This is a genomic window from Haloferax massiliensis (assembly GCF_001368915.1).
Lineage (GTDB): Archaea > Halobacteriota > Halobacteria > Halobacteriales > Haloferacaceae > Haloferax > Haloferax massiliensis.
Genome location: NZ_CSTE01000002.1, coordinates 1,281,780 through 1,306,614 on the forward strand (window position 1 = coordinate 1,281,780; position 24,835 = coordinate 1,306,614).

30 protein-coding genes are annotated in these 24,835 nt (G+C 68.5%); 13 read left to right on the forward strand and 17 right to left on the reverse strand.

Translation table 11 applies throughout. The features are described from left to right. Positions 1-3: 3 nt before the first annotated feature. Positions 4-486: a DUF7321 family protein gene (locus tag BN996_RS10575; protein WP_089778850.1), complete on the reverse strand. Its 483-nt coding sequence runs from the start codon at positions 484-486 to the stop codon at positions 4-6. Between the two features lie 243 nt (positions 487-729). Between BN996_RS10575 and BN996_RS10580 the strand changes: the two genes are divergently transcribed. The 8 genes from BN996_RS10580 (at position 730) to BN996_RS10615 (ending at position 5,523) form a co-directional block, all read left to right on the forward strand. Continuing rightward, complete coding sequence (locus BN996_RS10580; protein ID WP_089778852.1) at positions 730-1,560, forward strand: DUF7319 domain-containing protein; 831 nt, start codon at positions 730-732, stop codon at positions 1,558-1,560. Positions 1,561-1,645: 85 nt separating this feature from the next. Then, positions 1,646-2,284, forward strand: coding sequence for a halocyanin domain-containing protein (locus BN996_RS10585; protein ID WP_089778854.1), 639 nt, complete (start codon positions 1,646-1,648; stop codon positions 2,282-2,284). Beyond that, positions 2,284-2,673: a DUF7318 family protein gene (locus tag BN996_RS10590; RefSeq protein WP_089778856.1), complete on the forward strand. Its 390-nt coding sequence runs from the start codon at positions 2,284-2,286 to the stop codon at positions 2,671-2,673. Before BN996_RS10585 ends, BN996_RS10590 begins: the two co-directional genes overlap by 1 nt. A gap of 3 nt (positions 2,674-2,676) precedes the next feature. Continuing rightward, the gene (locus BN996_RS10595) at positions 2,677-3,471 is read left to right on the forward strand and encodes a cytochrome b (protein WP_089778858.1); all 795 of its coding nucleotides are present in this window, start codon (positions 2,677-2,679) and stop codon (positions 3,469-3,471) included. 10 nt (positions 3,472-3,481) lie between these two features. Continuing rightward, a complete protein-coding gene (locus BN996_RS10600; RefSeq protein ID WP_089778860.1) occupies positions 3,482-4,246 on the forward strand; it encodes a cytochrome b family protein in 765 nt (254 codons plus the stop codon). Positions 4,247-4,285: 39 nt separating this feature from the next. Then, on the forward strand, positions 4,286-4,666 hold the full coding sequence (locus BN996_RS10605; RefSeq protein ID WP_089778862.1) for a DUF7315 family membrane protein: 381 nt from the start codon (positions 4,286-4,288) through the stop codon (positions 4,664-4,666). Beyond that, a complete protein-coding gene (locus BN996_RS10610; protein ID WP_004971174.1) occupies positions 4,659-4,940 on the forward strand; it encodes a DUF7314 family protein in 282 nt (93 codons plus the stop codon). The genes BN996_RS10605 and BN996_RS10610 overlap by 8 nt, the downstream gene beginning before the upstream one ends. Positions 4,941-5,079: 139 nt before the next feature. Further along, on the forward strand, positions 5,080-5,523 hold the full coding sequence (locus BN996_RS10615; protein ID WP_089778864.1) for a DUF7313 family protein: 444 nt from the start codon (positions 5,080-5,082) through the stop codon (positions 5,521-5,523). Between the two features lie 111 nt (positions 5,524-5,634). On the opposite strand, the gene BN996_RS10620 is transcribed toward BN996_RS10615, so the two are convergent. Beyond that, entirely contained in the window at positions 5,635-6,360 is a 726-nt protein-coding gene (locus BN996_RS10620) for an NAD(+)/NADH kinase (protein WP_089778866.1), read from the reverse strand. A gap of 126 nt (positions 6,361-6,486) precedes the next feature. After that, complete coding sequence (locus BN996_RS10625) at positions 6,487-7,794, reverse strand: M28 family peptidase (protein ID WP_089778868.1); 1,308 nt, start codon at positions 7,792-7,794, stop codon at positions 6,487-6,489. Positions 7,795-7,995: 201 nt separating this feature from the next. Between BN996_RS10625 and BN996_RS10630 the strand changes: the two genes are divergently transcribed. Together BN996_RS10630 and BN996_RS10635 are read left to right on the forward strand one after the other, a co-directional pair. Then, positions 7,996-9,162: a thiolase domain-containing protein gene (locus BN996_RS10630; RefSeq protein WP_089778870.1), complete on the forward strand. Its 1,167-nt coding sequence runs from the start codon at positions 7,996-7,998 to the stop codon at positions 9,160-9,162. Beyond that, positions 9,159-9,539, forward strand: a complete 381-nt coding sequence (locus BN996_RS10635) for a Zn-ribbon domain-containing OB-fold protein (RefSeq protein WP_089778872.1) — start codon at positions 9,159-9,161, stop codon at positions 9,537-9,539. Before BN996_RS10630 ends, BN996_RS10635 begins: the two co-directional genes overlap by 4 nt. A 19-nt stretch (positions 9,540-9,558) precedes the next feature. Here BN996_RS10635 and BN996_RS20130 read toward each other — a convergent pair whose 3' ends face one another. The 7 genes from BN996_RS20130 to BN996_RS10665 form a co-directional block, all read right to left on the reverse strand. Next, positions 9,559-9,702 carry a hypothetical protein gene (locus tag BN996_RS20130; RefSeq protein WP_167344126.1) on the reverse strand — a complete coding sequence of 48 codons (144 nt, stop codon included), beginning with the start codon at positions 9,700-9,702 and terminating at the stop codon, positions 9,559-9,561. A 78-nt stretch (positions 9,703-9,780) separates the two neighbouring features. Continuing rightward, positions 9,781-10,707, reverse strand: a complete 927-nt coding sequence (locus tag BN996_RS10640) for an alpha/beta fold hydrolase (protein WP_089778873.1) — start codon at positions 10,705-10,707, stop codon at positions 9,781-9,783. A 92-nt stretch (positions 10,708-10,799) separates the two neighbouring features. Continuing rightward, on the reverse strand, positions 10,800-11,918 hold the full coding sequence (gene meaB / locus BN996_RS10645) for a methylmalonyl Co-A mutase-associated GTPase MeaB (protein ID WP_089778875.1): 1,119 nt from the start codon (positions 11,916-11,918) through the stop codon (positions 10,800-10,802). Positions 11,919-11,920: 2 nt separating this feature from the next. Beyond that, the gene (locus BN996_RS10650; RefSeq protein WP_089778877.1) at positions 11,921-12,340 is read right to left on the reverse strand and encodes a cobalamin B12-binding domain-containing protein; all 420 of its coding nucleotides are present in this window, start codon (positions 12,338-12,340) and stop codon (positions 11,921-11,923) included. 57 nt (positions 12,341-12,397) lie between these two features. Continuing rightward, entirely contained in the window at positions 12,398-14,224 is a 1,827-nt protein-coding gene (locus tag BN996_RS10655) for a S9 family peptidase (RefSeq protein ID WP_089778879.1), read from the reverse strand. Positions 14,225-14,263: 39 nt separating this feature from the next. After that, complete coding sequence (locus BN996_RS10660) at positions 14,264-14,986, reverse strand: hypothetical protein (RefSeq protein WP_089778880.1); 723 nt, start codon at positions 14,984-14,986, stop codon at positions 14,264-14,266. A gap of 13 nt (positions 14,987-14,999) precedes the next feature. Next, the gene (locus BN996_RS10665; protein WP_004971185.1) at positions 15,000-15,257 is read right to left on the reverse strand and encodes an MTH865 family protein; all 258 of its coding nucleotides are present in this window, start codon (positions 15,255-15,257) and stop codon (positions 15,000-15,002) included. Positions 15,258-15,409: 152 nt separating this feature from the next. Here BN996_RS10665 and BN996_RS10670 point away from each other — a divergent pair, with 152 nt between their 5' ends. Continuing rightward, positions 15,410-16,456, forward strand: a complete 1,047-nt coding sequence (locus BN996_RS10670; protein ID WP_089778882.1) for a M42 family metallopeptidase — start codon at positions 15,410-15,412, stop codon at positions 16,454-16,456. Between the two features lie 156 nt (positions 16,457-16,612). Then, positions 16,613-17,236, forward strand: coding sequence for a halocyanin domain-containing protein (locus BN996_RS10675; protein WP_089778884.1), 624 nt, complete (start codon positions 16,613-16,615; stop codon positions 17,234-17,236). Positions 17,237-17,332: 96 nt separating this feature from the next. Here the strand turns inward: BN996_RS10675 and BN996_RS10680 are convergent, their stop codons facing one another. The 3 genes from BN996_RS10680 to BN996_RS10690 form a co-directional block, all read right to left on the reverse strand. After that, positions 17,333-18,391 carry a glycosyltransferase family 4 protein gene (locus BN996_RS10680; RefSeq protein WP_089778887.1) on the reverse strand — a complete coding sequence of 353 codons (1,059 nt, stop codon included), beginning with the start codon at positions 18,389-18,391 and terminating at the stop codon, positions 17,333-17,335. A gap of 105 nt (positions 18,392-18,496) precedes the next feature. Beyond that, positions 18,497-19,138, reverse strand: coding sequence for a DUF420 domain-containing protein (locus tag BN996_RS10685; protein WP_089778889.1), 642 nt, complete (start codon positions 19,136-19,138; stop codon positions 18,497-18,499). Between the two features lie 91 nt (positions 19,139-19,229). After that, complete coding sequence (locus BN996_RS10690; protein ID WP_089778891.1) at positions 19,230-20,276, reverse strand: NAD(P)-dependent glycerol-1-phosphate dehydrogenase; 1,047 nt, start codon at positions 20,274-20,276, stop codon at positions 19,230-19,232. A gap of 200 nt (positions 20,277-20,476) precedes the next feature. Between BN996_RS10690 and BN996_RS10695 the strand changes: the two genes are divergently transcribed. Next, on the forward strand, positions 20,477-21,349 hold the full coding sequence (locus BN996_RS10695; RefSeq protein ID WP_089778894.1) for an alpha/beta hydrolase: 873 nt from the start codon (positions 20,477-20,479) through the stop codon (positions 21,347-21,349). A 27-nt stretch (positions 21,350-21,376) separates the two neighbouring features. Here the strand turns inward: BN996_RS10695 and BN996_RS10700 are convergent, their stop codons facing one another. The 4 genes from BN996_RS10700 to BN996_RS10715 form a co-directional block, all read right to left on the reverse strand. After that, positions 21,377-22,024, reverse strand: a complete 648-nt coding sequence (locus BN996_RS10700; protein WP_089779918.1) for a LysE family translocator — start codon at positions 22,022-22,024, stop codon at positions 21,377-21,379. A 114-nt stretch (positions 22,025-22,138) separates the two neighbouring features. Then, positions 22,139-22,840 carry a TMEM165/GDT1 family protein gene (locus BN996_RS10705; protein ID WP_089778896.1) on the reverse strand — a complete coding sequence of 234 codons (702 nt, stop codon included), beginning with the start codon at positions 22,838-22,840 and terminating at the stop codon, positions 22,139-22,141. Further along, complete coding sequence (locus BN996_RS10710; protein WP_089778898.1) at positions 22,837-23,532, reverse strand: metal-dependent transcriptional regulator; 696 nt, start codon at positions 23,530-23,532, stop codon at positions 22,837-22,839. Before BN996_RS10710 ends, BN996_RS10705 begins: the two co-directional genes overlap by 4 nt. An 84-nt stretch (positions 23,533-23,616) precedes the next feature. Then, a complete protein-coding gene (locus BN996_RS10715; RefSeq protein WP_089778900.1) occupies positions 23,617-24,786 on the reverse strand; it encodes a threonine synthase in 1,170 nt (389 codons plus the stop codon). Between the last annotated feature and the right edge of the window lie 49 nt (positions 24,787-24,835).

The following is a 24,835-nucleotide window of genomic DNA, read 5'->3' on the forward strand; positions in this document are numbered from 1 at the left end:
CGCTCAGCCCAACACGTAGCCGCTCAGGTAGCGGTAGATGCCGAGCAGCCACGCGAGAATCCAGAAGATGACGTAACCGAAGACGCCGACGCGGAGGCGGCCGCGCCACGCCCCCATGTTCTCGTGGAGGTCGTCGAGCGACACGTCCGGGTCCGGGTCGCGGTAGAGGTCGGCCTCCCACTTGGCCTGGAAGATACGGACGATTCCCGTGAGCGCGAAGACGAGCATCGCGTACGCTTGTAGGCCGAGAATCGCGTGGAGGGCGCTGAGCCCGTTGAGCTGCTGAAAGAGCCGCGGGAGCATCCACGCGACGACCGGAACCGTGTTCAACACGAGCCCGGGGAAGATGATTTTGAGGTGGTAGACGAGCACGTCCCACGAGACCGTCTCGGCGTCGATCATTATCCACGCGCCGTAGATGTAAAACGGAAAGCTGGCCGTGACGGTGATCGCGGCGAGCGTGGCGAGGGTCGTCTCGTCTGCCATCGCACGGCGTTCGGACCCGGTCGGCCTAAAGGGACCGATGCGCGGCGCTCCGTTCGAGCGCTAGACCACTCGGCGAACTCCGAGCGCCGGGGCCGACGCCCCGGGTTCGAGTTTCGACCCACGTCTTTCGAGCGCCGGACCAACTGGACGCCACGTTTCGGAGCGTCGCACGGCGAGCCACACGCGACGAGGCGCTGTTCGGGGTCGGAACACGTTTACCGGCGTGGACCCTACTCCGGGGCGATGTCAGACTCGTCTTCCGCCCCGGCCGACGACGGCACGTCGCCGGACGCGGACGCCGACGCCGCGATGTCCGACGCGGAGCTCGCGGCCCTCCGCGAGGAGGTCGAAGCCAAGTACGACTTCGAGAACTTCGGCCCGGCCGACATGGCGAAGATGACCCCCGAGGAGTGGGACGCCGCGTTCGACCCCGACTCGTGGATTGTCGGCGAGGAGCTGCTCGACCGCGTCGAACAGGAGCTCCGCTACCGCGTCGCGATTCGCGAGGTGTTCGCCGTCCTCGAACGCGTGACCGAAGACGGCGAACCGCGGATTCTCGCGTACTCCGACGAGGGCTACGCCGTCGTCTACCCCGACGGGAGCGTCGAGGGCGAGGGGACCGTCCTCCGCGACGTGAAACCGACCGTCGCGCTCTGCTCGATGGAGGACTTCGAGGTGAACGACGCGCCGGAGACCGTCAGGCTCCCCGAACCCGACGAGGTCGCACAGGGGACCGGCGACTTCGGGAATCGGATGCTCCAAATCGTCGCGTTCGGCCAGGTAATCGGCGGACTCGCACTCATCGCGTCGTGGCCGTGGCTTCCAAGCCCGAAGACAATCGCCGCGCCGATTGCTGGCTTCGGCTTCCTACTCGTCGGCATCTTCCTCTTCGTCGTCGTCGCAAACGCTCGCTTGTCCGACCGCTTCCGCGCCGAGGAGTACCGGGACAGGCTCCGCGTCATAGGCCTCGAAGGCGACTCGCGGCCCGAGTTCGTGCCCGCGTTCGACGGGGACGAAACCGCCTCGCCCTTGGTCGAGGGTCCCGAGAGAGACGCCCTCAGTTCTGAGGGCTGAGGCCGACGCGAACCCGCCTCGCAAACACCCTCCGTGACGGCATAGTCGGTGGGTTTAAGCGCATCCCATCCTGACGAACGACCGTATGAAAAGGCGGGAGTTTCTCCGAACGGCTGGCGGTGCGACAGCCGCCGCGACCGCTGCCGCCGGGACCGCTGCTGCGCAGGAAGGCGGCGGTGGAGCGCAGGTTCAACCCGACTTCGATGGCCACCTCGACGGCGTCGACGGAGGCTACGAAGACCTCCGCGGCCAAAGCGAGGTCACCATCGAAGTCGGCGCGTCCGGCAACGGCGGGAACCTTGCGTTCGCACCGGCTGGCATCTGGATCGACACCGGTACGACCGTGACGTGGGAGTGGACCGGCGAGGGCGGCGGCCACAACGTCGTCGCGAGCGAGGGCGCGTCGCTCGACTCCGGCGCGGCCGTCTCCGAGGCCGGAAGTACCTACGAGTTCACCTTCGAGAGCGGTGGTATCACGAAGTACCACTGCGTGCCCCACGAGGCGCTCGGCATGCTCGGCGCGGTCGCCGTCGGCGACGACGTGGCGACTGTGAGCACCGGCGGTGGCGGCCGGAAGGAACTACACGAACTCGGCGTCCCGATTCAGGCACACTGGGTCGGCTCGGCGACGATTCTCGGCATCATCGTCACCATCATCTACACGTTCTTCATCTTGAAGTACGGCGAGTCCCCAAATACGGGTAACACCGGAGGTGGCGAGTAATGTCTTCGACCGGCAGCACGTACGGCGACATCCACCGGTACGAACCGGCGCGAGAGAGCACCGCGGCGGCCATCGCTATCGTCCTCCTGACGATTATCGAGGTCGTGTTCGTGTTCCTCTTTACCTACGGCTTCGTCTCCGGTTGGGGACTGACGGACACGGGGAACATGTTCCTCGGCGGCATCCTCGCCGTCGTCTTCGTGGACCTCGCGTTCATCCTCGCGCTGTACCGCAAGGAGTTCCTCCCCGACGTGATGATCGTCAAAAAGCGGCGTCGCAAGTGGGAAGACCTCTACGTCCGCGAGGAGGACGTCGACGGTGTCGCCCTCAGCAGCGACGACGCGTGGGAACAGGTCAAGCGCGCGGTGTACCCCTACTACAAGCGATAAACAATGAGTCTCGAACGCAAAGACGACTACGACCACAAGGCCTGGATGAAAAAGAAGGACCTCACCCCGGTCGAGGCCACCTTCCTCACCACGCTCATCTGGCTGGATAAGCGACTCCGCATCGTCGATTATCTGGAACTTCTGGAGACGCTCTACTACCGAGTCAACCTCCAGATGCCGAAGAGCCACACCGAGCAGTACAACCTCGACAACAAGTTCTGGTACTGGTATCCGCTGTACACGCTCGGGTTGTTCTCGACGCTCGCGTACGTCGTCGCGGCGATTAGCGGGGCCCTTCTCGGGTTCTACTACTCGCCCGCGACGACCGGCGACCCGACCACGGCCTACAACAGTATCGAGTTCATCATGCGCGACCTGCAGTTCGGCTTCATGCTCCGCTCCGTCCACCGCTGGTCGGCGCAGGTCATGGTCGCGGCCGTGTTCCTACACATGCTCCGTGTCTACTTCACGGGGTCGTACAAGGAACCCCGCGAGCTGAACTGGCTCCTCGGCATCGTCCTGATCAGCCTGACGATGGTGTTCGGGTACACCGGATACCTCCTGCCGTGGGACCAGCTCGCGTTCTGGGCCGGTCAGATCGGCGTCGAGATGGCGCTGTCGGTTCCGCTCGCCGGCGAGTGGGTCGCACAGCTCCTGTTCGGCGGCTTCTCGCTGGGCCAGTCGACGCTACAGCGCATGTACATCATTCACGTGTTCCTGCTCCCGTTCGTCGTGACGACGCTCATCGCGATTCACATCGGTATCGTGTGGGTGCAGGGCATCGCGGAGCCGCACTGAGGTGACAACTATGAGCGACAACGAACCCGAAAACGAGGAGATTCGATCCGACGGCGCGGGCATCGTGGCCCCGGACGACGAGACGCCGACGTGGAGCGAGCGCAAGGCTCGCAAGACCGGCCTCTCTCGGCTTACCTACGAGTACTTCGAGCGCGCACGCCGCGAAGACCAGGACCTCCGCACGGAGTCCGACTACGTCGAACGCGACGTGCTCGCGTTCCCCACGTGGCCCCACGAGACCGTCCGCAACCTCTCTATCGCGTCGTTCTTCGTCGGGATGATCCTGTTCCTCTCGGCGACGATGCCGCCGCACATCGGGGCCCCGGCGAACCCGTCGAGCACGCCGGCGGTCATCCTGCCCGACTGGTATCTCTACTGGTCGTTCGGCCTGCTCAAACTCGGCCCCCTCAACCCCGAGATCGCCATTCTGGGCGATCAGATGCTGATGGCCGACCGCACGTACGGCGTGCTGGCGAACGTCGTCGTCGTGGGCTTCATCGCCATCGTGCCCTTCCTGAACAAGGGCTCGGCCCGACGCCCCGTCGAGCAGCCGTTCTGGTCGGCGGTCGGCGTCTTCGGCGTGGTGTTCGCGCTGACCATCTCGCTTCTGGCCATCAAGAACCTCATGCCCATGAACGTCGACCTGCTGTTCGACCTGACGTTCCTGCTTCCGTTCGTCTTCGGGACCATCACCTACGCGGTGCTGAAGACGATGCGCGAGGGGTACATGTACAACCTCAACCGCCGCTACTACCGGCTTCGTCCGCCGAAATAGAGCGGAACCACTACCACCTGTCCCCTCTTAGCGCCACCAATGACAGACAGCGACGCGACCGACCGACTCCACGAGAGCGACGAGACGCGGCGCGGCCGCCGCGATATCGTCGTTCCCATGCGGCTCTACAAGACGATCACCGTCTTTTCGACGCTCATCGCGGTCGTCAGCGTGGTCCTCGGATTCGTCTTCCTCGACGCCGCGACGCTCCAAGTGAGCGCCCTCCGCGCGGTCGTCGCCGCCGCGCTCGGCGCGCTCGGCATCGGCGTCGCCGACGGCCTCCTCAGCACGGCGCTCGCGGTCGTCGGGCTGAGCGTCATCGCGTTCGGCGCGGTCGTCTACACGCTCGGGACCCGATTCCGCGCCCGAGGAATGGGAAAGTCTCAAGAGGACTCCGGCGAAGACTCGAACAATGGCTGACGAATTCATCAAGGGACTGGGTATCCTGACCGGGTCCGGACTCGCGTGGTTGGTGCTCGCGTCGTGGTACCGGACGAGCAGTTTCGAGAGCAGCAAACAGCTCATCGAGCCGCTGTCGTCCGGCGCGACCGAGGGACTGTTCAACATCATCGGCGTCACGCTGATGGACGTGTTCCTCTGGTTCGCGCTCCTCGGCGCGCTCACCTTCTGGGTGCTCATCCCCGCGGGCCACCAGATCATGTCCGCGCTCGAAGAGCGCCGCAACGCGCAGTAAGCCGGCCGAGGCGCAGTCAGTTCTCCTCTCATCTCGATTCGAGTCGCGGAAGAACCCCCTCACGATAGCGGTCGCGCTCCGGTCGACCTACCGCGTCGGATTGGAAAAACTCTAATGAGTCTCGCCCCGACGGTCCTGTATGCACCCACTACAGTTCCTCGTCCCGCTCGATCAGTTGACGGCGGTCGAGCCGATCGTCCCGCACCTGGCGCTCGCGCTCGTGCTCGCTAACTTCGCGACGCGCTTTCTCGCCCACCGGTCGCACGTCCGGCAGGCCGAGGAGGGTGGCGAGGAGGCCGTCTCTCGGTACCTCCCGCACTCGATCACGTCGGGCGCGGTCGTGTTGGCCTCGTTCCTCTATCTGCTCGTCGAACCGCACGGCGGCATGGTGCTGACCGTGCTGGTCGTCGGGATGTTCGTCACCGACTTCTTCGAGTTCGAAGCGCGCAAAGTCGAGGCTCGGACGGACAAGCCGCTCGAACGCCCGAACGGCTCGCTCGTCGCCGCCACGCTCGTGCTGTTGTACGCCGCGTTCCAGAGCCTCTTTTTCGTCGTCTCGGACTACTGGAATCTCATCGTCTAAGCACGCGACGCAGTCTTCTCCGCGTCGCCGCGCTCGCATCGCTCACGAGGAACACGTATTTTCGCCGCGTCGAGCGTCGCCGCTCGGCGGCGGCGGCGAACCGCCCCGCGCTCACTCGACGAGAACCGGGACGCTCCCGTCGCGGTCGATGACCACCGACTCGAACGGGCGTATCTCCCGGACGACTTCGTCGTCGGCGACGAGCGAGACGGGCGCGTCGTCGCGTTCGACCGACAGTCTAACCGGGGGTTGGAGGACCCACGAGTTCGTCTGGGTCGCGTAGGGCGAGACGGGAACGACGGCCAGCCCGGCGGCGGGACCGACGACCGCGCCGCCCGCGGCGCGCGCGTAGCCGGAGCTCCCGAGCGGGGTGGCGACGACGACGCCGTCGGCGCGGAACTCGTCGACCGGCGTCCAGCGCGCCGCCGCGCGCGACTCGTCGGTCGGGTCCGTCGAGAAGGGGACCGCCGTCTCCGCGTGGGCGACGCCGTACTCGGAGATGTGCGCCGGCTCGCTCGTGACGAGCATCGCGTCGAAGAGCGCGCGCGCCGACGAGTCCTCGCCGACCGAGAGCGTCGGGTGGTCGACGACGCGGCCGCCGCCGGCGACGAACGCGGACAGCCGCGACTCCAGTTCGTGCCGCTTTGGCGACCACGGCGCGGCGCAGTCGACGGGGACGACCGGACACGACCACTCGGCACCGAGCGCGACCGCCGAGAGCGCCGACTCGCCGACCGCGACGACGGCGTCCGCGTCGGCGGGCTCCGGCTCGACCGACGCACCGGCCGCTCTGACGGCGGTGGCGACCGAGTCGTCACCGACGATACCGAATCTCATCGTCGTCCACCCGCGGCGAGCCCCCGTAGCATCGTCCCGTGCTACGCCGCCGCGAATAAAAGCCCTCGTGGTTCGGTCCGGCGGTGGGAAAGAGAGATTCCGCGGACCGTCCGCGTCGCCGACGCCTCAGAACGGCCAGTCGCCGGTGACTTTCATGCCCTCGGCCTGGTCTTCGGCTTCGAGCGCCGCCGCGATGTCCGCGGGGTCGGCGTGGGGAATCTCGCGGTCGGCGTCGGCGAGTTCGACGGTCAGTTCCGTGAGGAGAATCGCCTGCTCGCGGAGCGTCCGCGACTCCAGTTTCTCGATGGTGTCGGCGTGGGTGTGGCCCCAGCCGCGGCCGCGGCCCTCCTTTTCACTGCCGACCATGTACGCCGGGACGCCGCGGGCGACGAACGGCCAGTGGTCGCTGTGGGGGAGCTGTTCGGGGAGCGTCGAGACGTCGTGGTCGAACCGCTCGGCGACGGCGTCGGCAGCGGCTTCGAGCTCGTCGAAGCCGTGGGTGGTGAGCTTGAGCGTCCGCCCGGCGACGACGCCGTCGTTGTTGACGATGGCCTTCACGTCGCTCCGAGCGTCGCCGAGGCGGTCGGCCTCGTACTCGGAGCCGACGAGGCCGACTTCCTCCGCCCCGAAGCAGACGAAGCGGACGCGCGTGTCGAGTTCGTCCTCGCGGGCGGCGAGCGCGCGGGCGACTTCGACCACCATCGCGGTGCCCGCGCCGTTGTCCATCGCCCCCTCGGCGATGTCGTGAGCGTCGAGGTGGCTCGTGACGAGCACCTCATCGTCGGTGTCGGGGCCGAGTTCGGCGTGGACGTTCCCGCTTTCGGCCGCGGGCGTCTCGCAGGTCACGTCGACGGTCACCTCGTCGCCGTCGAACCGACGGCGGAGGCGCGCGCCGACCTCCTTGCTGACGCCGACCGCGGGGATGTCACCGATGGGAGCCTCTGCGGTGCCGACGCTCCCCGTGGGCGGGAGTTGGCCGGGGACGTGGTTGGCGAAGACGAACGCGGCCGCGCCGGCCTCGACGGCGTAGTAGTACTTCTCGCGGCGGTGGATGAAGCGGTCGTAGTGGTCGGGGACCGTCGTGGAGACGACGACGACCTTCCCCGAGAGGTCGCGGTCGAAGTCCTCGGGCAGGCCGTAGCCGAGGTCGACCAGTTCGCCGCTCGCGGTGCCCGCGGGACTGCGCGGGAGCGCGATGCAGTCCTGCGTGGTGTCGGCGGCGTAGACTGCGCTGTCGCCGCGCTCCCAGCCCTGAATCTCGAAGGGGTCGATGCGGACGTTCCGCGCGCCGACGCGGTCGAGGGCGTCTCGGGTCGCCTCCATCGCCTCTCGCTCGCCGGGCGAGCCGGCCATCCGGTTGCCGATGTCGACGAGTCGCTCCAAGTGGTTCCAGCCGACCTCGCTCGTGAACGTGTCGCCTATCCAGTCACTCATAGTGGACCGTCTCGCGGGGCCGTGGTAACCGTTGCGATGGGTCGAAAACGAGCGTCAATCGAGGGCGAAAATCGACCGACGTCGATGGGGACCGCGGCCCGCCGCGTCGCGGCCGCGAGCGCGGGAAAGAGAGGGACGAGGCGCGGGGCGGACCGAGGGCGAGCGGCAGGTTCAAGGACCATCTATCACGTACGTTCATTCATGACTGACGTGCGAATCGCCGGGGTCGGACTGACGAAGTTCGGCAGTCACCCCGAGCGAACCGGCCGCGACCTGTTCGCGGAGGCCGCCCTCGCCGCCCGCGAGGACGCCGGCGTCTCCCGCGACGACTACGAGGAACTCTTCTACGGCAACTTCATGGGAGAACTCGCCGAAAAGCAGGGCCATCAGGGGCCGATTATGGCCGAGGCCGCCGGCCTCGACTGCCCCGCGACCCGCTACGAGCAGGCCTGCGCCTCCGCGGGCGTCGCCTTCCGGCAGGCGGTCGCGACGATTCGGAGCGGCGCGGCCGACGTGGTCCTCGCCGGCGGCATGGAGCGCATGAACAACCTCGGCACCGCCGAGGTGACCCAGTCGCTCGCCATCGCCGCGGACGAGCTGTTCGAGGTCCGCGCGGGAGTCACGTTCCCCGGCGCGTACGCGCTCATGGCCCGCGCGTACTTCGACGCCTTCGGCGGCGACAGCGAGGACCTCGCGCACGTCGCGGTGAAGAACCACGCCAACGCGATGCAGAACGACTACGCGCAGTTCCACCGCGAAATCACGGTCGACGACGCGCTCGAAAGCCCGGTCGTCGCCGACCCGCTTTCGCTCTACGACGCCTGTCCCATCACCGACGGCGCGAGCGCGGTCGTCCTCGTCAGCGGCGACTACGCCGAGCGACACGACCTCGACGCGCCCGTCTCCGTCACCGGGTCGGGACAGGGCGGCGACAAGGCCGCACTTCAGGACAGACCCCACCTCGCGCGGACGCCCGCCGCGACGAAAGCCGCCGACGCCGCCTACGCCGACGCCGGCATCGGCCCCGAGGACGTTGACGTGGCCGAGGTCCACGACTGCTTCACCATCGCCGAGGTGCTCGCGCTCGAATCGCTCGGACTCTACGACCACGGCGAGGGAGTCGGCGCGGCCGCCCGCGGCGAGACGACCCGCGACGGCGACCTCCCGGTGAACCTCTCGGGCGGCCTCAAGGCGAAGGGTCACCCGGTCGGCGCGACGGGAACCGCCCAAGTCGTCGAGATGACGAAACTCCTCCGCGGCGACCACGGCAACAGCGACGCCGTCCCGGACGCTCGGGTCGGCGTCACCCACAACGCGGGCGGGACCGTCGCCAGCGCGGTCGTCCACGTCTTGGAGGTGGACCGATGACCGACACCGGCTACGACGAGTGGCTGGCCGCAGTCGCGGACGGCGAGGGCTACTACCTCGCGTGTCCCGACGGTCACGGCTCGCTCCCGCCGCGGCGCTCCTGCCCGCACTGCGGCGCGGCCGAGTTGACCGAGGAACCGCTCCCCGGGACGGGCGAGATACTCACCTTCACCGAGGTGCACGTCCCCGCGCCGGAGTTCGCCGACGACGCGCCCTACGTGACGGCCATCGCGTCGTTCGGCCCGGTCAAACTCACGGGCGTCGTCCGCGACCTGCCCGCCGACGGGGTCGACCTCGGCACGGCCGTCTCGGTCGGCGCGGGCACGAACGCGACCACCGGCGAGCAGTTGCTCGTGTTCCGGCCCGCGAGCGAGTAGCCCCACACTCGTCGCGGGGTTATTCCTCGCGCGCCTCGACCGCCTCCAGCGGCGAGCGCCAGCCGAAGACGTACGAGCCGAGGAGCCACGCCCAGAAGCCGGCCGCGAGGAGCGCGATGGCTCCGTACAGGAACAGCGAGAACAGCGAGAGGGAGTCGAGCATCGGTTCAGTTCGGGTGGTTGGTTCGGGTTGGGGTCGGGTCAGGCCGGCTCGTGGCCGCGGCCGCGGCTTCGGTCCCGCTCAGTCGAGGGCGTTGCGGACGGTGTCGACGAAGGCGTTCGGGAACTCGACGTGCGGGAGCAACATCGCGTCGTCGAAGACGACGAGCCTGCAGTCCGCGGCGTCCGCGAGGTCCCGACCCCGCTTCAGCGGCGTGATGTCGCTCTCGCGGCCCCAGACGAGCGTCGTCGGCACGTCGAGGGACGACAGCGCCTCCGCGAGGTCGATGTCGGTGTTGAGGTAGCCGGAGATGAACGACGCCGGCGCGAAGCGCGCGCCCTCCTGATGGGCGGTGCGCCACTCGTACTCCTGCCACTCCTCGCCCGCCTTCTCGGGGTCGTAGTAGCCGTGGTCGGCGTTGAAGTAGCGAATCGACGGCCGGGAGGCGACGACGTTGAAAAGCGCCTCGCCGACGACCGGCGCGCGGACGAGTTCGCGGAGCCACTCCTTGGGGTCGGGGCCGCCGCGCGACGTGGGACAGACGAGGACGAACCGCGAGACCGACACGTCGTCCCGCGCCGCGGCGGCGACGGCGTAGGCCGCGGTGAGCGACGAGGCGAGGACCGCGGGGTCGTCGTACTCGGCGAGGAAGTCGCCGACGAAGTCCTCGTAGAGCGCGGGCGAGTAGTACAAAGCCGGGCGGTCCGACAGGCCGAAGCCGGGCAGGTCCGGCGCGACGACGTGGTAGTCCTCGGCGAGGTCCGAGAACACCTCGCGGAACTCGCCGGCCGAGCCCGCGGCGTTGATACCGTGGAGGAGGACGAGCGTCGGGTCGTCCTCGTTTCCGGCTTCGACGTACGACACGTCCATACCGCGCCAGCGGTACGTCCCGTGATTTCCGGAGAGCGGCGGTTCGAGGGGTCCAACGCGTTTCGAGAGGGCCGCGTTGGTCGCGGCGGTGAGACCGACGCCCGCGGCGGCCAGTCCGATGGCTCGTCGGAGTTTCATGTCACGTAGATGGCGCGCGGTGGCCTTAATTCGCCCGCCCGTGGTGGGGTGGCGGGCGGGGGCGTCCCGCCCGCACCCGGGTCGTCTCGGCGTCAGTCGTCCCGGTCGTCCCGGTCGTCCAGACACTCCCGGAACGGTTCGAGCACGTCTTCTGCGACCGCGTAGGGGTCGGTCTCCTTTTCGACGACCGCGTCGGCGAACTCCTCGACCCCGCCGCGACGGTCGAGTTCGGCTTCGAGGAGCCGGTTCACGTCGCTTCGGAGGAGCTGTCGAATCTCCTCGCCGGCGCGCTTGCGGGCCTTCTCTGCCAACTCGCCGGAGGCGTCGAGGTAGTCGCGGTGGTCGTCCAGCGTCTCGACCAACTCGTCGATTCCCTCGCCGGTCGTGGCGACGGTTTCGAGGACCTGCGGCGTCCAGACGAGCGGTTCGTCAAGGGCGTCGTCGGTCTCGGTATCGCCGGTATCGCCCGTATCTGCGTGCCCGCCGTGGCCGCCCCCGTGCCCGGCGTCGTCGAACGCCTCGGCCCCGTGGTGGCCCGTATCGAGGTTCGCCCGCGGGTCGTCGCGGAGGTGAATCATCTCCTGTAGCTCGGCGACGGTGCGCGACGCGCCCTCCATGTCGGCCTTGTTGACGACGAACAGGTCGCCGATTTCGAGGATGCCCGCCTTGAGCATCTGCACGTCGTCGCCGCTGCCGGGTTGGACGAGGACGACGACCGTGTCCGCGGTCTTCACCACGTCCACCTCGTTTTGCCCCGCGCCGACCGTCTCGATGATGATGCGGTCTTTCCCGAAGGCGTCGAGCGCCTTCACGGCGTCCGCGGTGGCGGTCGAGAGGCCGCCGAGCTGGCCGCGGGCGCTCATCGACCGGAAGAACACGTCCATGTCGCCGACGTTCGAGGCCATGCGGATGCGGTCGCCGAGGACGGCCCCGCCGGTGTACGGCGAGGAGGGGTCGACCGCGATGACGCCGACCGTCTCGCCCTGGTCGCGGTAGTGCTTCGCCAGCTTGTCGACGAGGGTCGATTTGCCGGCTCCCGGACTGCCCGTGATGCCGACGACGGACGCCCCGCCCGTGTGCGCGTGGAGTTCCGAGACGATGTCCCGGTAGCCGGGCGACTGCGACTCGATTTTCGTGATGGCCCGCGCGAGCGCCCGGTGCTCGCCGTCGAGGAGGCGCTCGACGAGGTCGGATTCGACCGCCCGACTCATCGTCACGCTCGCTCGGGCGCGTGTTCCTTCACGAAGTCGATGGTCTCCTGCATCGGCGTGCCGGGGCCGAAGATGGCGTCGACGCCCTCGTCGAGGAGTCCCGGTCGGTCTTCTTCGGGGATGATGCCGCCGACGATGACGAGCGTGTCGTCGAGCGCGCCGTACTCTTCGAGACCCGCCATCACCTTCGGGACGAGCGTGTTGTGCGCGCCGGAGAGGATGGAGATGCCGAGCACGTCGACGTCCTCTTGGACCGTCGCCTGGATAATCTCGTCCGGGGCGCGGTGCAGCCCCGAGTAGATGACTTCGAATCCCGCGTCGCGGAAGGCGCGAGAGATGACGTGTGCACCGCGGTCGTGGCCGTCCAGTCCCACCTTGGCGATGAGACACCGGATCGTTCGCTGTTCGGAGTCCGCGCTCATAGACGGGGGTTCGGCGTCCCGCGCTTTGACTCTAACGGAAAATAAGGCAGGTCCGGCTCAGTCGTCCGCGGCGGGCGCGCTCCGGACGTACTCGTCGAGGAAATCGGCTATCTGAGAGTACGCCTCGATGCGGTTCTCCAGTTTGGTAAAGCCGTGGCCCTCGTCGTCGAAGATGAGTTCGCGGACGTGGGCGTGTTCTCTCGCCTCCTCGACGAGTTGGTGGGCCTCGCTGACCGGCACCCGCGGGTCGTTCTCGCCGTGGAGAACGAAAAGCGGCGCGCGAATCTTCTCGACGTTGTTGAGCGGCGAGATGGATTCGAGGAACTCGCGGTCGTCTTCGAGCGAGCCGTACTCGGCCTCGCGGAGTTCGCGCCGCCAGTCGCCCGTGTTTTCGAGGAACGTCACGAAGTTGGCGATGCCGACGATGTCGACGCCGGCGGCCCAGAGGTCGGGGTACTCGGTCAGCGCCGCGAGCACCATGAACCCGCCGTACGAACCGCCCATGGCGACGATTTCGTCCGGGTCGACCGCCGGGTGGTCGTGGAGCCACTCGACGGCGGCCTCGATGTCCGCGACGGAGTCCATCCGCTTTTCCACGTCGTCGAGGTGGCCGTAGGCCTTCCCGTAGCCCGCCGACCCGCGGACGTTCGGCTCGAAGTAGGCGTAGCCCCGCGAGAGGAAGTACTGCTTGACCGACGAGAACGACGGCCGGCGCTGGGACTCGGGGCCGCCGTGGATGTCCACGATGACGGGCGTCTCGCCCTCCGGCGACTCCTCGGGGAGCGTGAAGAACGCCGGGATGTCGCGGCCGTCGAACGTCGGGTAGCGGACGAGTTCGGGCGGGACGAACGTGTCGCGGGGGATGCCCGCCGTCGCCGCGAGCGTCCACCGCTCGGCGTCGCCCGTGGCCAACTCGACCACGTAGACGTTGGCGGTGTCGGCGCTGGCGGTGACGGTGACCGCGGCGCGCTCGCCGTCCGGCGAGAACGAGACGCCGCCGGCGACGCCGTTCGGCAGGTCGGGCTGGGGGAGCGCGTCGATGCGGTCGGGGGCGGTGAGTTCGCCGAAGGTGAGTTCCGTGTAGCCCTCGACGTTCCGCGAGTAGACGAGTCGACGCGAATCGTGGTCGATGCTGATTCCCTCCAGTTCGTGGTCGCCGCCGGTCTCGACGGTCGTGAACTCGCCGGAGGCGAGCTCGTAGCGGACGAGTTCGAGCGTGTCGCTCCCGCGGTCGGTCACCATGTAGACGTTCTCGCCGTCGGGGCCCCACTCGGGGCTCTGGAAGCGAACCGTCCCCTGATGCGGCGTGAGGTGGGTCAGCTCGCCCGTCGCGAGGTCGAGAACGGACACGTCCTGGTCGAAGTTCGAGTACGCCTCCTGGACGATGAGCTTCGAGTCGTCGGGCGAGAAGCCGCCGACGGTGAGCCAGCCGTCGCCCTCGTGGACGAGTTCGGCGTCGGTGCCGGTCCCGTCCCGAGCCTGCACGTACACGTCGAAGACGGCGTTGTCGCGGCGGTTCGAGGTGAACGCGAACCGCTCGCCGTCGCGGCTCCAGCCGCCCCAGAGGTGCTTGGCGTCGGGGTGTTCGGTCAGGTTCTCGATGACGCCGGTGTCGGGTTCGAGTCGGAACAGCTGCGCGCGCTCGTTGCCGCCGTTGTCCATGCCGAAGGCGACTTCGGGGCGCTCGGGCGACCACGAGGCGAAGGTGACGCGCTCCTCGTAGAACGTCCGCTGTTCGGGCCACGCGCCGGGCGAATCGACCGTCCAGACCTGCGGGACGCCCGTCGTGTCCATGAGGAACGACAGGCGCTCGCCGTCGGCCGAGAAGGACGCGCCGTAGGCGCTCCTGATGTTCAGGTAGCGCTCGATGTCGTACGTTCGCATACCTCGAATTGCCCCGGCGACGAGAAATCGGTTTGGGTGTCAGAAGTCCGAAAGCCGCGCGTCCTCGCGGTCGGTCCAGCCGCGCATCTTCGCGTAGGCCTCGGGGTTCGTCGGCACGCCCTCGGTGTTGAGCAGGCGCTCGGGGTACAGTTCGAAGGCGATGCCGATGAGCTGGTACTCCAGTTCTTCGAGGTACGGCCGCGTGTCGGGGTACGGCCCCTCGGTGCCGACCGCCCACGGTTCGACCCAGAAGTACACCGGCTCGCGGAGCCGCGGCGGGTCGGTCGAAGCGAACAGCGCGTCCAGCCAGCGGTCGTACTTCCCCGACCCGTCGTCGCGGAAGGCGGCCGACGAGAGATCGCCGAAGTGGTAGTAGTTCCCGTAGCCCCAGCGCGCGAGCTTGCCGTCGTTGGTGTCGACGTTCTTCAGGTTGCTGTTGAGGTCGGTGCCGGACGCGCCGAACTTCCCGCACTTGCCGAGGTACCGGGGGACGACCTCGTCGCCGTCGAGGGTGTACATCATGTAGACGAGGCCCTCGTAGCGACCCTCGCGGCGGTCGTAGTCGGCGACGACGCGGCCGCCGGCCTCGCGGAGCCGGCGCTCCATGCGTTCGCCGCGGCGGAGCGTCCGCCGGCCGGAGCGACCGTACGCGATGGTCTCGACGGTCCCGTCGGCGGTCGTCTCGAAAAGTGAAATCGGGTCCGCGGCGTCGACGAAGCGGTCGACGAAGCGGTCCCAGAGCGCGCGTTTGGTCTCGGTCACGCGACGGCCGAACTCAGATGACGCCTTCGGCCTTGAGGCCGGCGATGATGTCGTCGACGAGGCTCTCGGCGTCCTCGTACGGGAAGTCCTGATGCTTGCCGAGCTTCGCGGCCAGCTCCATCGCCGTGACGGTCACCTCGTCCGTCTTGAACTTCGTGCCCGGACCGTTCGGGAGCGCGGGGACGAGCGACATCTGGTTCTTCACGGGGAAATCGGCGTTTTCGAACGCGTCCATGAACTGCTCGCGGAGCTGAGATTCGGTGTCGGACATACTGTGTACCTTCGGAGAGAAGTGGAAAAGGGTTCCGGAAAAACAAAGATCATATTTATAGTTCTTACGAGACGGCGCGGCGGGCGGTCGCGGTGTCGGCACGACCGCCCGGGACTGGTGGACTTATCTACACCGGCAATTCATGCACTCGCATGGACTTCGACTTCGACCGCCTGAAACAGCTCACCGAGACCAGCGGCGTCCCGGGCTACGAGGACCGAATCCGCGCGCTCGTCCGCGAGGACCTCGAATCGACGACCGACTCCGTCCGGGTCGACGCGATGGGTAACGTCGTCGGCACCATCGAGGGCGAGGGAGACTACGAGGTCGCCGTCGCCGCCCACATGGACGAAATCGGCTTCATGGTCCGCCACGTCAACGACGAGGGCTTCCTGCAGCTCGACGCCCTCGGCGGCTGGGACCCCCGCGTCCTGAAGGCCCAGCGCGTGACCGTCCACGCCGAAGACGAGGACCTCACCGGCGTCATCGGCTCGGTCCCCCCGCACACGCTGACTGAAGAACAGAAAAAGAAGGAGCCGAAAGTCGAGGACGTGTACGTCGACCTCGGCCTGCCCGCCGAGACCGTCGAGGAGACCGTCTCCGTCGGCGACCTCGTGACGATGGAACAGACGACCGTCCGCATGGGCAACCACGTGACGGGCAAGGCCATCGACGACCGCGTCTGCCTGTTCGCCATGCTGGAGGCCGCCCGGCGGGTCGAGAACCCCGAGGTGACGATTCACTTCGCCGCGACGGTCCAGGAGGAAGTCGGCCTCCGCGGCGCGCAGGCGCTCGGCGTCGACCTCGACCCCGACCTCGCGCTCGGCCTCGACACCACCGTCGCCAACGACGTGCCCGGCTTCGACCCCGCCGACCACGTCACGAAACTCGGCGAGGGCGCGGGCATCAAGCTCAAGGACTCAAGCGCCATCGCCAACCCGAAGGTCCACCGCCGCCTCCGGCGCGTGGCCGAGGACAACGACATCGCCTACCAGATGGAACTGCTCCCCGCGGGCGGCACCGACACCGGCGGCTTCCAGAACACCTACGGCGCGAAGCCCGTCGGCGCGATTTCGATGCCGACGCGCTATCTCCACACCGTCACCGAGAGCGTCCACGAGGACGACGTGGTCGCCTACATCGACCTCCTGACGGCGTTCTTGGAGAGCGAGACGGGCGAGTTCGACTACACGCTGTAGGCGGTCCCTGTCGGCGACCTCCCGGCGCAGACGCGAACGACGCCGACGGCGGCGCGGCCGACATCGGGGAGATATCCCCCTATATCGAGGCGCGGCACCCCCGACCGTCGGACGAGAACCAAAGTATTCACTACAGGCCCACACCAAGCGGCGGACATGACCGACGGCAACGTGGATATGTCTCGGCGGGCGTTCCTCGGGGCGGCCGCTGGCGGCGCGGCGGTCGCCGCCACTTCCGGAACGGCCGCGGCGCAGACGGAAGAACCAGATTTCGGCGGCCACATCGACGGTATCGACGGAGGCTACGAAGACCTCCGCGGCCAAAGCGAGGTCACCATCGAAGTGGGCGCGGAAGGTAACGGCGGGAACCTCGCGTTCTCCCCCGCCGGCGTCTGGATAGACACCGGAACGACCGTGACGTGGGAGTGGACCGGCGAGGGCGGCGGCCACAACGTCGTCGCGAGCGAGGGCGCGTCGCTCGACTCCGGCGCGGCCGTCTCCGAGGCCGGGAGCACTTACGAATACACCTTCGAAGAGGGCGACGCGGGCATCACGAAGTACCACTGCGTGCCCCACGAGGCGCTCGGCATGCTCGGCGCGGTCGCCGTCGGCAGCGACGTGCCGACCGTCAGCACCGGCGGCGGCGGCGGGTCGAGCCTCCCGCAGGTCCCCGACAGCGCGAAGTCCCTCGGCGTGGCCACGACGTTCGCGATGGTCGCGACGCTCGGCCTCGCGTACTTCTTCATGAAGTACGGCGGCGACTACGACGTCCAGGACTGACGCGGCCGTCGCGCCTCTCGATTTTCACCAGTTGCGAGCGGCCGCGCTCGCCCGAGTTCGGTCGCCGCCGCGACAGCCGCCGGCGCGATGGCCGACTCAGAAGAAGCCGTAGTCGTCGCGCTCGGTCTCGTAGACCGACACGTACTGCTCGATGACCCGCCGGAAGTCGTAGGCGGCGAAGTCGTCGTCGACCGTCTCGTGGTCGTACCTGCGGGCGGCGACGATTTCGTCCGCCAGCTCTTGGGGGCTCGTGACGAGCGACCCGCGCTCGCGCCCCTCGACGAGTTCGTGGGCCGACGACCGGGCCTGATACTCGACGATGGAGACACAGCCGCAGGCGAGCGCCCACAGCAGGTTCGTCGCGAACGGCTCGACCGTCGCGGTCTGCGCGAAGACGTGCGCGCCCTTCATGATGGGCACCGCCTCGTCCGCGGGGAGTTCGCCGAGGAACTCGACGCGGTCGTCGATGCGGAGGTCGCGGGCGGTCTGTTCGGCCGTCGAGCGCTCGGGACCGTCGCCGATGACGACGGCGGACCAGTCCTTGTCGCGGAGCTCCGCGAGCGCGAGGAGGAAGCTCTCGACGTTCGCGTGCTCGTCGAGGTCGCGGGCGTACACCACGTCCGCGCGCTCCTCGGCGTCGGCGCTCCGGACGAGGTCCATGCTGATGGGTTCGGGGACGAGGTGGGTGGAGTCGACCGCCGCGCCGAGTTCGCGGACCTCCGTGCGGACCATCTCCGAGGGGACCAAGACGGCGTTCGGGGCCTTCGCCGCCCGCCGGTAGGCCCGCGAGCCGCCGCGGTCGTCGCGGGCCCACCAGTCGGCGACGACCGGCGTCCGGAGGAACCGCGCCGCGGTCCTGACCGCCGTGACGTGCGACGGCGGGTAGCTCGCGACCTGAATCACGTCGGGGGAGACTTCGCGGAGGGCGAAGGGGACGCGGGAGGCGAAGCCGCCGACGGAGGGCGCGTCGGTCACGCGGTGATAGGTCACCCCGTCCTGCTTGAACTCGACGACCTCGCCGTCCCACCACCTCGCACAGAGCACCGTGACCTCGTGGTCGCGCTCGGCGAGGAGTTCGGCCGTCCGTCGGAGCCGTCTGGTCGCTCCCGTCTCCTCGTGGTGCGTCGTGTACATCGAGACGAGCGCGACTCGCATATTCGCCGCCACTACGCCGCGCAATAAAAATCCACAGTTTTCGAGGACGCGACGCGACCGGGAGCCGGAGCGCCGCGGGGGGGAAGCGAGACGCTGCGACGCGCCTCAGACCCCGACGACGGGCGCGAGGAGCGCGCCCGCGGACTCGACGGCGGTGACCGTGTACTCCCAGCTATAGACGTGGTTGAGAAGCAGGTACGTCACGACGCCGAGCGCGAGGGACACGAGCCACGCGCTCGCCGCGATGCGGCCGACTTTGCGGTGGGGCGTCTCGGTCCGCAGTTCGCGCTCGGAGTGGGTTATCCCGAGGATGAGCGCGTAGAGGACGACCGGCACCGAGACGATAGAGAGGATGATGTGAATCGCCAGCATCGCCAGGTACGGGTAGTACGCGAACGCGGGGCCGACGAACTCCTTGGTGCCGCCGCCGCCGATTTTCGCGAGGTACATCACGAGGAAGACGAGGATGAGGCCGAACGACGTGACCATCGCGGCCGCGTGCTTGCGGACCTCGTTGCGGCGAATCCAGCGCCAGCCCGCCGCGATGACGAGGACGTTCACCGTGTTCACGACGGCGATGGCGTCCGAGAGGAGGTTCACCTGTGGGAGCGACAGGTCGGGAAAGACCCTCCCGGGGACGACGCCGAGGAACGTCCCGATGACGAGGGCGTACCCGACGACCGAGAGGACGGCGGTCGCGGCCGCGGGGTGTTCCTTCAGGGGGTTGTCTGCGCTCGCAGTTGCCATGGCCGGGGGTTGGGAAGACGGCGTATTCCGTCTTCGGGTTCCGGACGGGCTTCGAGGGGCGGACCCCCCGCTCGCGGAGCGACCGACCGAGTCAGATGACGCCCGTGATGGTCGCGGCCTCGATGGCCGCCTCCTCGCTGACGCCGTTGCCGAGAATGGTGTAGCGGTCGCGTATCTCGTGGGCGGTCGTGAGCGCCTCGATAATCGTCTCGCCGTCGATGCCGAGTTCGTCGGCGGTCGTCGGCGCGCCCATCGTCGACAGGGCGTCGCGGATGTCGGTCCACTCGCCGCGCGCGCCGCTGTGGAAGTACTCGGTCATGATGGAGCCGACGCCGACCTGGTGGCCGTGGAGGGCGCGGCCGGGGGCGATTCGGTCGAGCTGGTGCGAAAAGAGATGCTCCGCGCCCGAGGCGGGCCGCGAGGAGCCGGCGATTGACATGGCGACCCCCGAGGAGACGAGCGCCTTCGTCACTATCCAGGCGGACTCTTCGAGCCCCGGTTTGATGGAGTCGGCGCTGCCGACGAGCATCTCGGCGGTCATCTGCGAGAGCGCGCCCGCGTACTCGGAGTACTCGACGTTCTTCAGGCGGTGGGCGAGCTCCCAGTCTTTGACCGCGGTGTAGTTCGAGATGATGTCGGCGCAGCCGGCGGTCGTGAGCTCCCACGGGGCCTCCGCGAGCAGTTCCGTGTCGGCGACGACCGCGAGCGGCGGGTCCGCGGCGACCGAGTGGCGGGTGTCGCCCTCGGGTATCGACGACCGCCCGGAGACGATGCCGTCGTGGCTCGCCGCCGTCGGGACCGAGATGAAGCCGCAGTCGAGGCGGTCGGAGGCCATCTTCGCCACGTCGATGGGCTTGCCGCCGCCGAGGGCGATGAGGTAGCCCGCGTCGGCCTCGCGGGCCGCGTCGACGACGCGCTCGACCGACTCGAAGCTCGCGCGGTCGAGGGAGACCGAGGAGATACCGTCGAACTGCTCGCGGACCCGGTCGCCGGCGATTCGGTCGGGCGACGGACTCGTGACGAGAAACGGGTCGCCAGAGAGGTACAGCTCGTCGACCGCGGCCGAGAGGTCGTCAAGCACGCCGTGGCCCTGAAGCACGTTCCTCGGGAGCTTAATCCACGTCGATTTATCGAACATACCCGGAAATCGGCCACGGCGGTTCATAGTGTTTCTCGTCTCGGCGGACGAAACTGAACCGTCTCGCCCGCCACGACGGGGATGCTGTGCGGCGGTTTCGGAACCCAGTGAGACAGTATCTCAACGTATCGAACCGTAGTTTGATTTATCACATTCCGGCCCGCACAAAAGGTGCCCGAAGGCGTTCGGGTAGGAAATCCATGGCACACAGACGGCAGTTTCTCGCGACGACAGCAGCAGCGCTCTCCGGACTCGCGGTCGTCGGAAGCGGCCCCGCGGCCGCCGCGTCGGTCCCCCACGTCTCGACGCGCGACCACTTCGACGACGACGGCTCGCTCGCGTCCGGCCACGCCGCCCGCGGCTACGACACCTCCGGCGACGTGCCCGGTGTCGACGCCGGGTGCGCCGCAGACCTGACCGTGTTCGTCCACGGCTGGGACAAGGACGGCGACGACCCCGAGGCGGCCGCCCTCGACAAGATAGCGTTGGCCGACGCCGAACTCGCCGACGCCGGCTACGGCGGGACGCTCGTCGGCTACACGTGGGACAACGGCAAGGGCGGTGGCCTGGACTTCGGCTGGGGCGAATCGCAGGACATCGCCCAAGGGAACGGCCGCAAGCTCGCGCAGTTCGCCGTCGACCTCAAGGCGGCCTGCCCGGACGCGACCCTCCGGTTCGCCAGCCACTCGCTCGGCGCGCAGGTGGTCTTCAGCGCGCTCCGCAGCCTCGACGGCCGAAGCGACTGGACCGACCCGGGCTACGAGGTGGCCACCGTTCACTCGTTCGGGGCCGCGACCGACAACGAGGTCCCCGGTGAGGAAGAGGGACGCGCGACCTACGAGGCCATCCGCGACCGGACCGGCCGCGTTCACAACTACTACAACGAGGCCGACGACGTGCTCCAGTGGGTGTACAACGCCATCGAGTTCGATCAGGCGCTCGGCGAGACGGGACTCGAAGACGGCGACACGCCGCCGGCGAACTACACCGACCACGACGTGGAGGGGCAGGTCGGCGACGACCACAGCAACTACCTGAACACGATTGCCGACGACATCGTCGGCGACATGTAGCGACTCAGAAACTCATTTTTTCGTGCGTCAGAGCACGAGCGACCGCACCGCGTCCCAGATGAAGACGACGCCGAAGCCCCCGAGGACGACGGCGCTGACGGCGGCGACGGCCGGCGCGAAGGAGTCGACGCGCTGTTCGGCCGCGACGAGCGCCGCGGGGAAGCCGGTCACCCAGACCGCGATGCCGCCGAAGAAGCCGAGGATGAGCGCCGGGCTTCCCGTCTCCACGACGAGGAGGTTCGCCAGCGACGCCCCGAGATACGGCGTGTGGGCGAGCACGTCGACGGTCCCGGTCTCCAGCAGGCCGACGCCGATGGTGAGCCAGAACAGAATCTGGTAGGGGTTCGTCAGCGCGAGCACGAACGCCTTCGTGAAGCCGGCGCTGTCCTCGTCGGGGTCGGCGGCCTCGCGGAACGTGGTGTCCATCTCCTGTGCCGCGCCGTAGGCGAAGTAGAGCATGAGGACGCCGCCCGCGCCGACCATGACGGCCTGCACCGTCGGGAACTGCTTGACGAACGCGACGAGGCCGAGCGCCGCGAGGACGAAGAAGAGCGCGTCGGCGCTCATCGCGCCGAGGCCGGCGCGAGCGCCCGCGGTCCACCCGCGGATGACGCTCTCCTCGGCGATGACGGCGTTCATCGGGCCGGGCGGCGCGGCGAGCGCCAGGCCGAACACCAACCCGGCACCCAGGGACGGCAGAAGGGTAGACATGGCTCTCTCTTGGGCGCGATGCCGTGAAAAATGGCGCGGAAGCGACGGCGTGGGGGAGTAGACCGCCCAGAGGCCGCGTCAGAACAGCCCGAGGACCGCGTCGCTGACAGCGCCGACGAGCGTCTCCCAGACCGAAAAGTCGGTGGCGATGTAGAGGAGGGTGTCGGCGGCGAAGAAGGCGAACAGGGCGGCCGCCCCGAGGTACGCTTTTCGCGTGTCGAACCGGCCCGAAAAGCGGTGGAAGAAGTACGCGTTGGCGATGCTCACCGGGATGATGGCGAGCATCTCGCCCGCCCAGATGGCCGAGGTCGCGCCGTACTGCACGGCCAGCCCGATGGTGACGAGCTGGGTCTTGTCGCCGAACTCGCCCACGGCCATCATGGCGAAGATGGGCAGGAAGCCGCCGAAGCCCTGCGTCGACAGTTCGCGGCCGAGCACGGTCGGCGCGTCGTCGAACGCGGAGACGCCGCCGTCGGTGGTCGCGGCCTCGCTCCCCGCGGCCGCGTCGGGCGCAGATCGGTAGAGCAACACCGCGAACGTGGCGAACAGGACGGCCGTGATGGCGTCGAGCGCGGCCGGCGGGAGCGCGCTCTTGAGCGCCTGCCCGAGCACGATTTCGAGGGCCGTCCAGATGGCGAACGCCGAGCCCGCGGCCGCGACGACGACCTTCGGGTCGAAGCGGGTCGACAGGCCCGCGATGATGAACTGGACCTTCTCGCCCGGCAGGACCGCGAGTTGGGAGACGAGGGCGACGACGAGAATCTCCCACCAGCCGGTCACGCGGGCGACACCTCCTCGTTACTCGGCTCGTCGGGCGGTCGGACGCGAATCGTTCGGGCCACCGACTCCGGGAGGCTCTGCTCGCGGCCGCCGTCGCCGACGCGCACGGTCACCATCCCGAACGGGGCGACGTCGGTCACCTCGATGGTCGTGCCGGGCGTGACGCCCGCCTCGGAGAGATACTCCAACTCCGCGGGGTCGCGGTCGCTGACGCGGGCGACGACGAGGCGGTCGCCCACCTCGCAGTCCGACAGCGCCGACAGCTCCGAGGAGTCCGGCGGCGTGAGGTCGGCGCTCGGGATGGGGTCGCCGTGGGGGTCGACCTCCGGCTCGCCGAGGGCGGCCGCGACCCGCTTTTCGAACTCCTCGCTGATGTGGTGTTCGAGCGCGTCGGCCTCGTCGTGGACCTCGCTCCACGAGTAGTCGAGGTGTTCCGTGAGGTACGCCTCAAGGAGGCGGTGGTGTCGGAGCACTTCGAGCGCGACGGTCTCGCCCTCGGTGGTCAGCTCGACGCCCTTGTACTTCTCGCGGTCGACCAGCCCGCGCTCTTCGAGCTTGCCGACCATGCTCGTCACGGTCGGCGGCGTCTTTCCGAGATACTCCGCGATGTCGGAGGTCGAAACCGGCGGTCCCTGCTCCATCTGGAGCGTGTAGATTGCCTTCAGATAGTCCTCCATCACGTCGCTCAACATACCACGGATTAGATGCGTCTAAAGGAAAAGTCTGATGGAGGTAACGTGGACGTTCGAACGGGGAACCAGTCGGCCGACGCGGGCTCAGACGCCCTGTCCCATCAGGTGGCTGCGGAGGATGTCGGCGTTCTTCGTCCCGGACTCGGTGTTGACGACGACGACCGTGTCGTCCTCGTCGAACTCGTCGGCGAGTTCCCACGCGCCGGCGAGCGCGACGCCGCCCGCGGGGCCGACCTCGACGCCGGCGGTCTGGGCGGCGGTGACGGCGGATTCGAGCGCGTCGTCGTCGCTGACGGCGACGGCCGCGCCGCCGGACTCGCGGACGGCGCGGAGCGCGAGCGACCCGCCGGCGGGGTCGGGAATCTCCAGTTCGCCGACGATGGTGTCCGGCTGGTTCCACGCCTCGTGGGCGTCGCTGTCGGCCTCCCACGCGGTGGCGACCGGCGAACAGCCGACCGACTGCGCCGCGACGAGCTTGGGAACCGACTCGACTAATCCGAGTTCGACGAGGTCGGAAAAGCCCTTGTAGACGCCGTAGGCGAGTTCGCCGGTCGAGACGGGGACGACGACCCAGTCGGGGACCGACCAGTCGAGTCGCTCCGCCACCTCGTAGGCGACGGTCTTCGCGCCGTCGTGGCGGTAGGGGGTGTCGAACTCCTGGAGCGTGTACCAGTCGCTTTTGAGCTGTTCGTGGAGCGCCGAGAGCGCGTCGGGGTAGCGCCCGCCGACGACCTTCATCTGGCCGCCGTGGACGTTCACCATGGCCTTGTTCGGGAACGGCGTCCGCGAGGGGACGAAGCCGTAGGAGCGGGCGTCCACGAGGCCCGCGTAGGAGGCCGCCGACTGCGCGCCGTTGCCGGGCGAGGCGTGCGCGACGACCTCGGCGTCGGCCTCGCGCGCCGCGGTGACGGCGAGCGAGAAGCCGCGGTCGAGGAACGTCCCGGTCGGGTTGCGACCCTCGTCTTTGATGAGAAGCGACCCGACTTCCGCCTCCTCGCCGAGCGCGTCGGCCGAGACGAGCGGCGTCGCGCCCTCATTGGCCGTCACCGGCTCCGCGAAGGGGAGCAGTTCGCGGTAGCGCCACATCGTGTCGAAGGGGCGCTCGGCGAGCGTCTCGGCGTCCCACTCGACCGCGTCGAGGTCGTAGGCGGGGTCGAGCGGCGCGTCGGCGTCGCTCGCGCCGGTCGCGTCCGCGTCGTACTCGTCGCCGGTCTCGGTGCACACCAGCCCGGAGAAGCTGTCGGACGTCTGCATGGCCGGGGGTTACGGGGGGAGGGACTAAGCCCTTCCCGTCGGTCGATGG

Coding starts and splice junctions, on each gene's coding strand:
- BN996_RS10575 (WP_089778850.1), bottom strand. CDS start 486: ATGGCAGACGAGACGACCCTCGCCACGCTCGCCGCGATCACCGTCACG.
- BN996_RS10580 (WP_089778852.1), top strand. CDS start 730: ATGTCAGACTCGTCTTCCGCCCCGGCCGACGACGGCACGTCGCCGGAC.
- BN996_RS10585 (WP_089778854.1), top strand. CDS start 1,646: ATGAAAAGGCGGGAGTTTCTCCGAACGGCTGGCGGTGCGACAGCCGCC.
- BN996_RS10590 (WP_089778856.1), top strand. CDS start 2,284: ATGTCTTCGACCGGCAGCACGTACGGCGACATCCACCGGTACGAACCG.
- BN996_RS10595 (WP_089778858.1), top strand. CDS start 2,677: ATGAGTCTCGAACGCAAAGACGACTACGACCACAAGGCCTGGATGAAA.
- BN996_RS10600 (WP_089778860.1), top strand. CDS start 3,482: ATGAGCGACAACGAACCCGAAAACGAGGAGATTCGATCCGACGGCGCG.
- BN996_RS10605 (WP_089778862.1), top strand. CDS start 4,286: ATGACAGACAGCGACGCGACCGACCGACTCCACGAGAGCGACGAGACG.
- BN996_RS10610 (WP_004971174.1), top strand. CDS start 4,659: ATGGCTGACGAATTCATCAAGGGACTGGGTATCCTGACCGGGTCCGGA.
- BN996_RS10615 (WP_089778864.1), top strand. CDS start 5,080: ATGCACCCACTACAGTTCCTCGTCCCGCTCGATCAGTTGACGGCGGTC.
- BN996_RS10620 (WP_089778866.1), bottom strand. CDS start 6,360: ATGAGATTCGGTATCGTCGGTGACGACTCGGTCGCCACCGCCGTCAGA.
- BN996_RS10625 (WP_089778868.1), bottom strand. CDS start 7,794: ATGAGTGACTGGATAGGCGACACGTTCACGAGCGAGGTCGGCTGGAAC.
- BN996_RS10630 (WP_089778870.1), top strand. CDS start 7,996: ATGACTGACGTGCGAATCGCCGGGGTCGGACTGACGAAGTTCGGCAGT.
- BN996_RS10635 (WP_089778872.1), top strand. CDS start 9,159: ATGACCGACACCGGCTACGACGAGTGGCTGGCCGCAGTCGCGGACGGC.
- BN996_RS20130 (WP_167344126.1), bottom strand. CDS start 9,702: ATGCTCGACTCCCTCTCGCTGTTCTCGCTGTTCCTGTACGGAGCCATC.
- BN996_RS10640 (WP_089778873.1), bottom strand. CDS start 10,707: ATGAAACTCCGACGAGCCATCGGACTGGCCGCCGCGGGCGTCGGTCTC.
- meaB (WP_089778875.1), bottom strand. CDS start 11,918: ATGAGTCGGGCGGTCGAATCCGACCTCGTCGAGCGCCTCCTCGACGGC.
- BN996_RS10650 (WP_089778877.1), bottom strand. CDS start 12,340: ATGAGCGCGGACTCCGAACAGCGAACGATCCGGTGTCTCATCGCCAAG.
- BN996_RS10655 (WP_089778879.1), bottom strand. CDS start 14,224: ATGCGAACGTACGACATCGAGCGCTACCTGAACATCAGGAGCGCCTAC.
- BN996_RS10665 (WP_004971185.1), bottom strand. CDS start 15,257: ATGTCCGACACCGAATCTCAGCTCCGCGAGCAGTTCATGGACGCGTTC.
- BN996_RS10670 (WP_089778882.1), top strand. CDS start 15,410: ATGGACTTCGACTTCGACCGCCTGAAACAGCTCACCGAGACCAGCGGC.
- BN996_RS10675 (WP_089778884.1), top strand. CDS start 16,613: ATGACCGACGGCAACGTGGATATGTCTCGGCGGGCGTTCCTCGGGGCG.
- BN996_RS10680 (WP_089778887.1), bottom strand. CDS start 18,391: ATGCGAGTCGCGCTCGTCTCGATGTACACGACGCACCACGAGGAGACG.
- BN996_RS10685 (WP_089778889.1), bottom strand. CDS start 19,138: ATGGCAACTGCGAGCGCAGACAACCCCCTGAAGGAACACCCCGCGGCC.
- BN996_RS10690 (WP_089778891.1), bottom strand. CDS start 20,276: ATGTTCGATAAATCGACGTGGATTAAGCTCCCGAGGAACGTGCTTCAG.
- BN996_RS10695 (WP_089778894.1), top strand. CDS start 20,477: ATGGCACACAGACGGCAGTTTCTCGCGACGACAGCAGCAGCGCTCTCC.
- BN996_RS10710 (WP_089778898.1), bottom strand. CDS start 23,532: ATGTTGAGCGACGTGATGGAGGACTATCTGAAGGCAATCTACACGCTC.
- BN996_RS10715 (WP_089778900.1), bottom strand. CDS start 24,786: ATGCAGACGTCCGACAGCTTCTCCGGGCTGGTGTGCACCGAGACCGGC.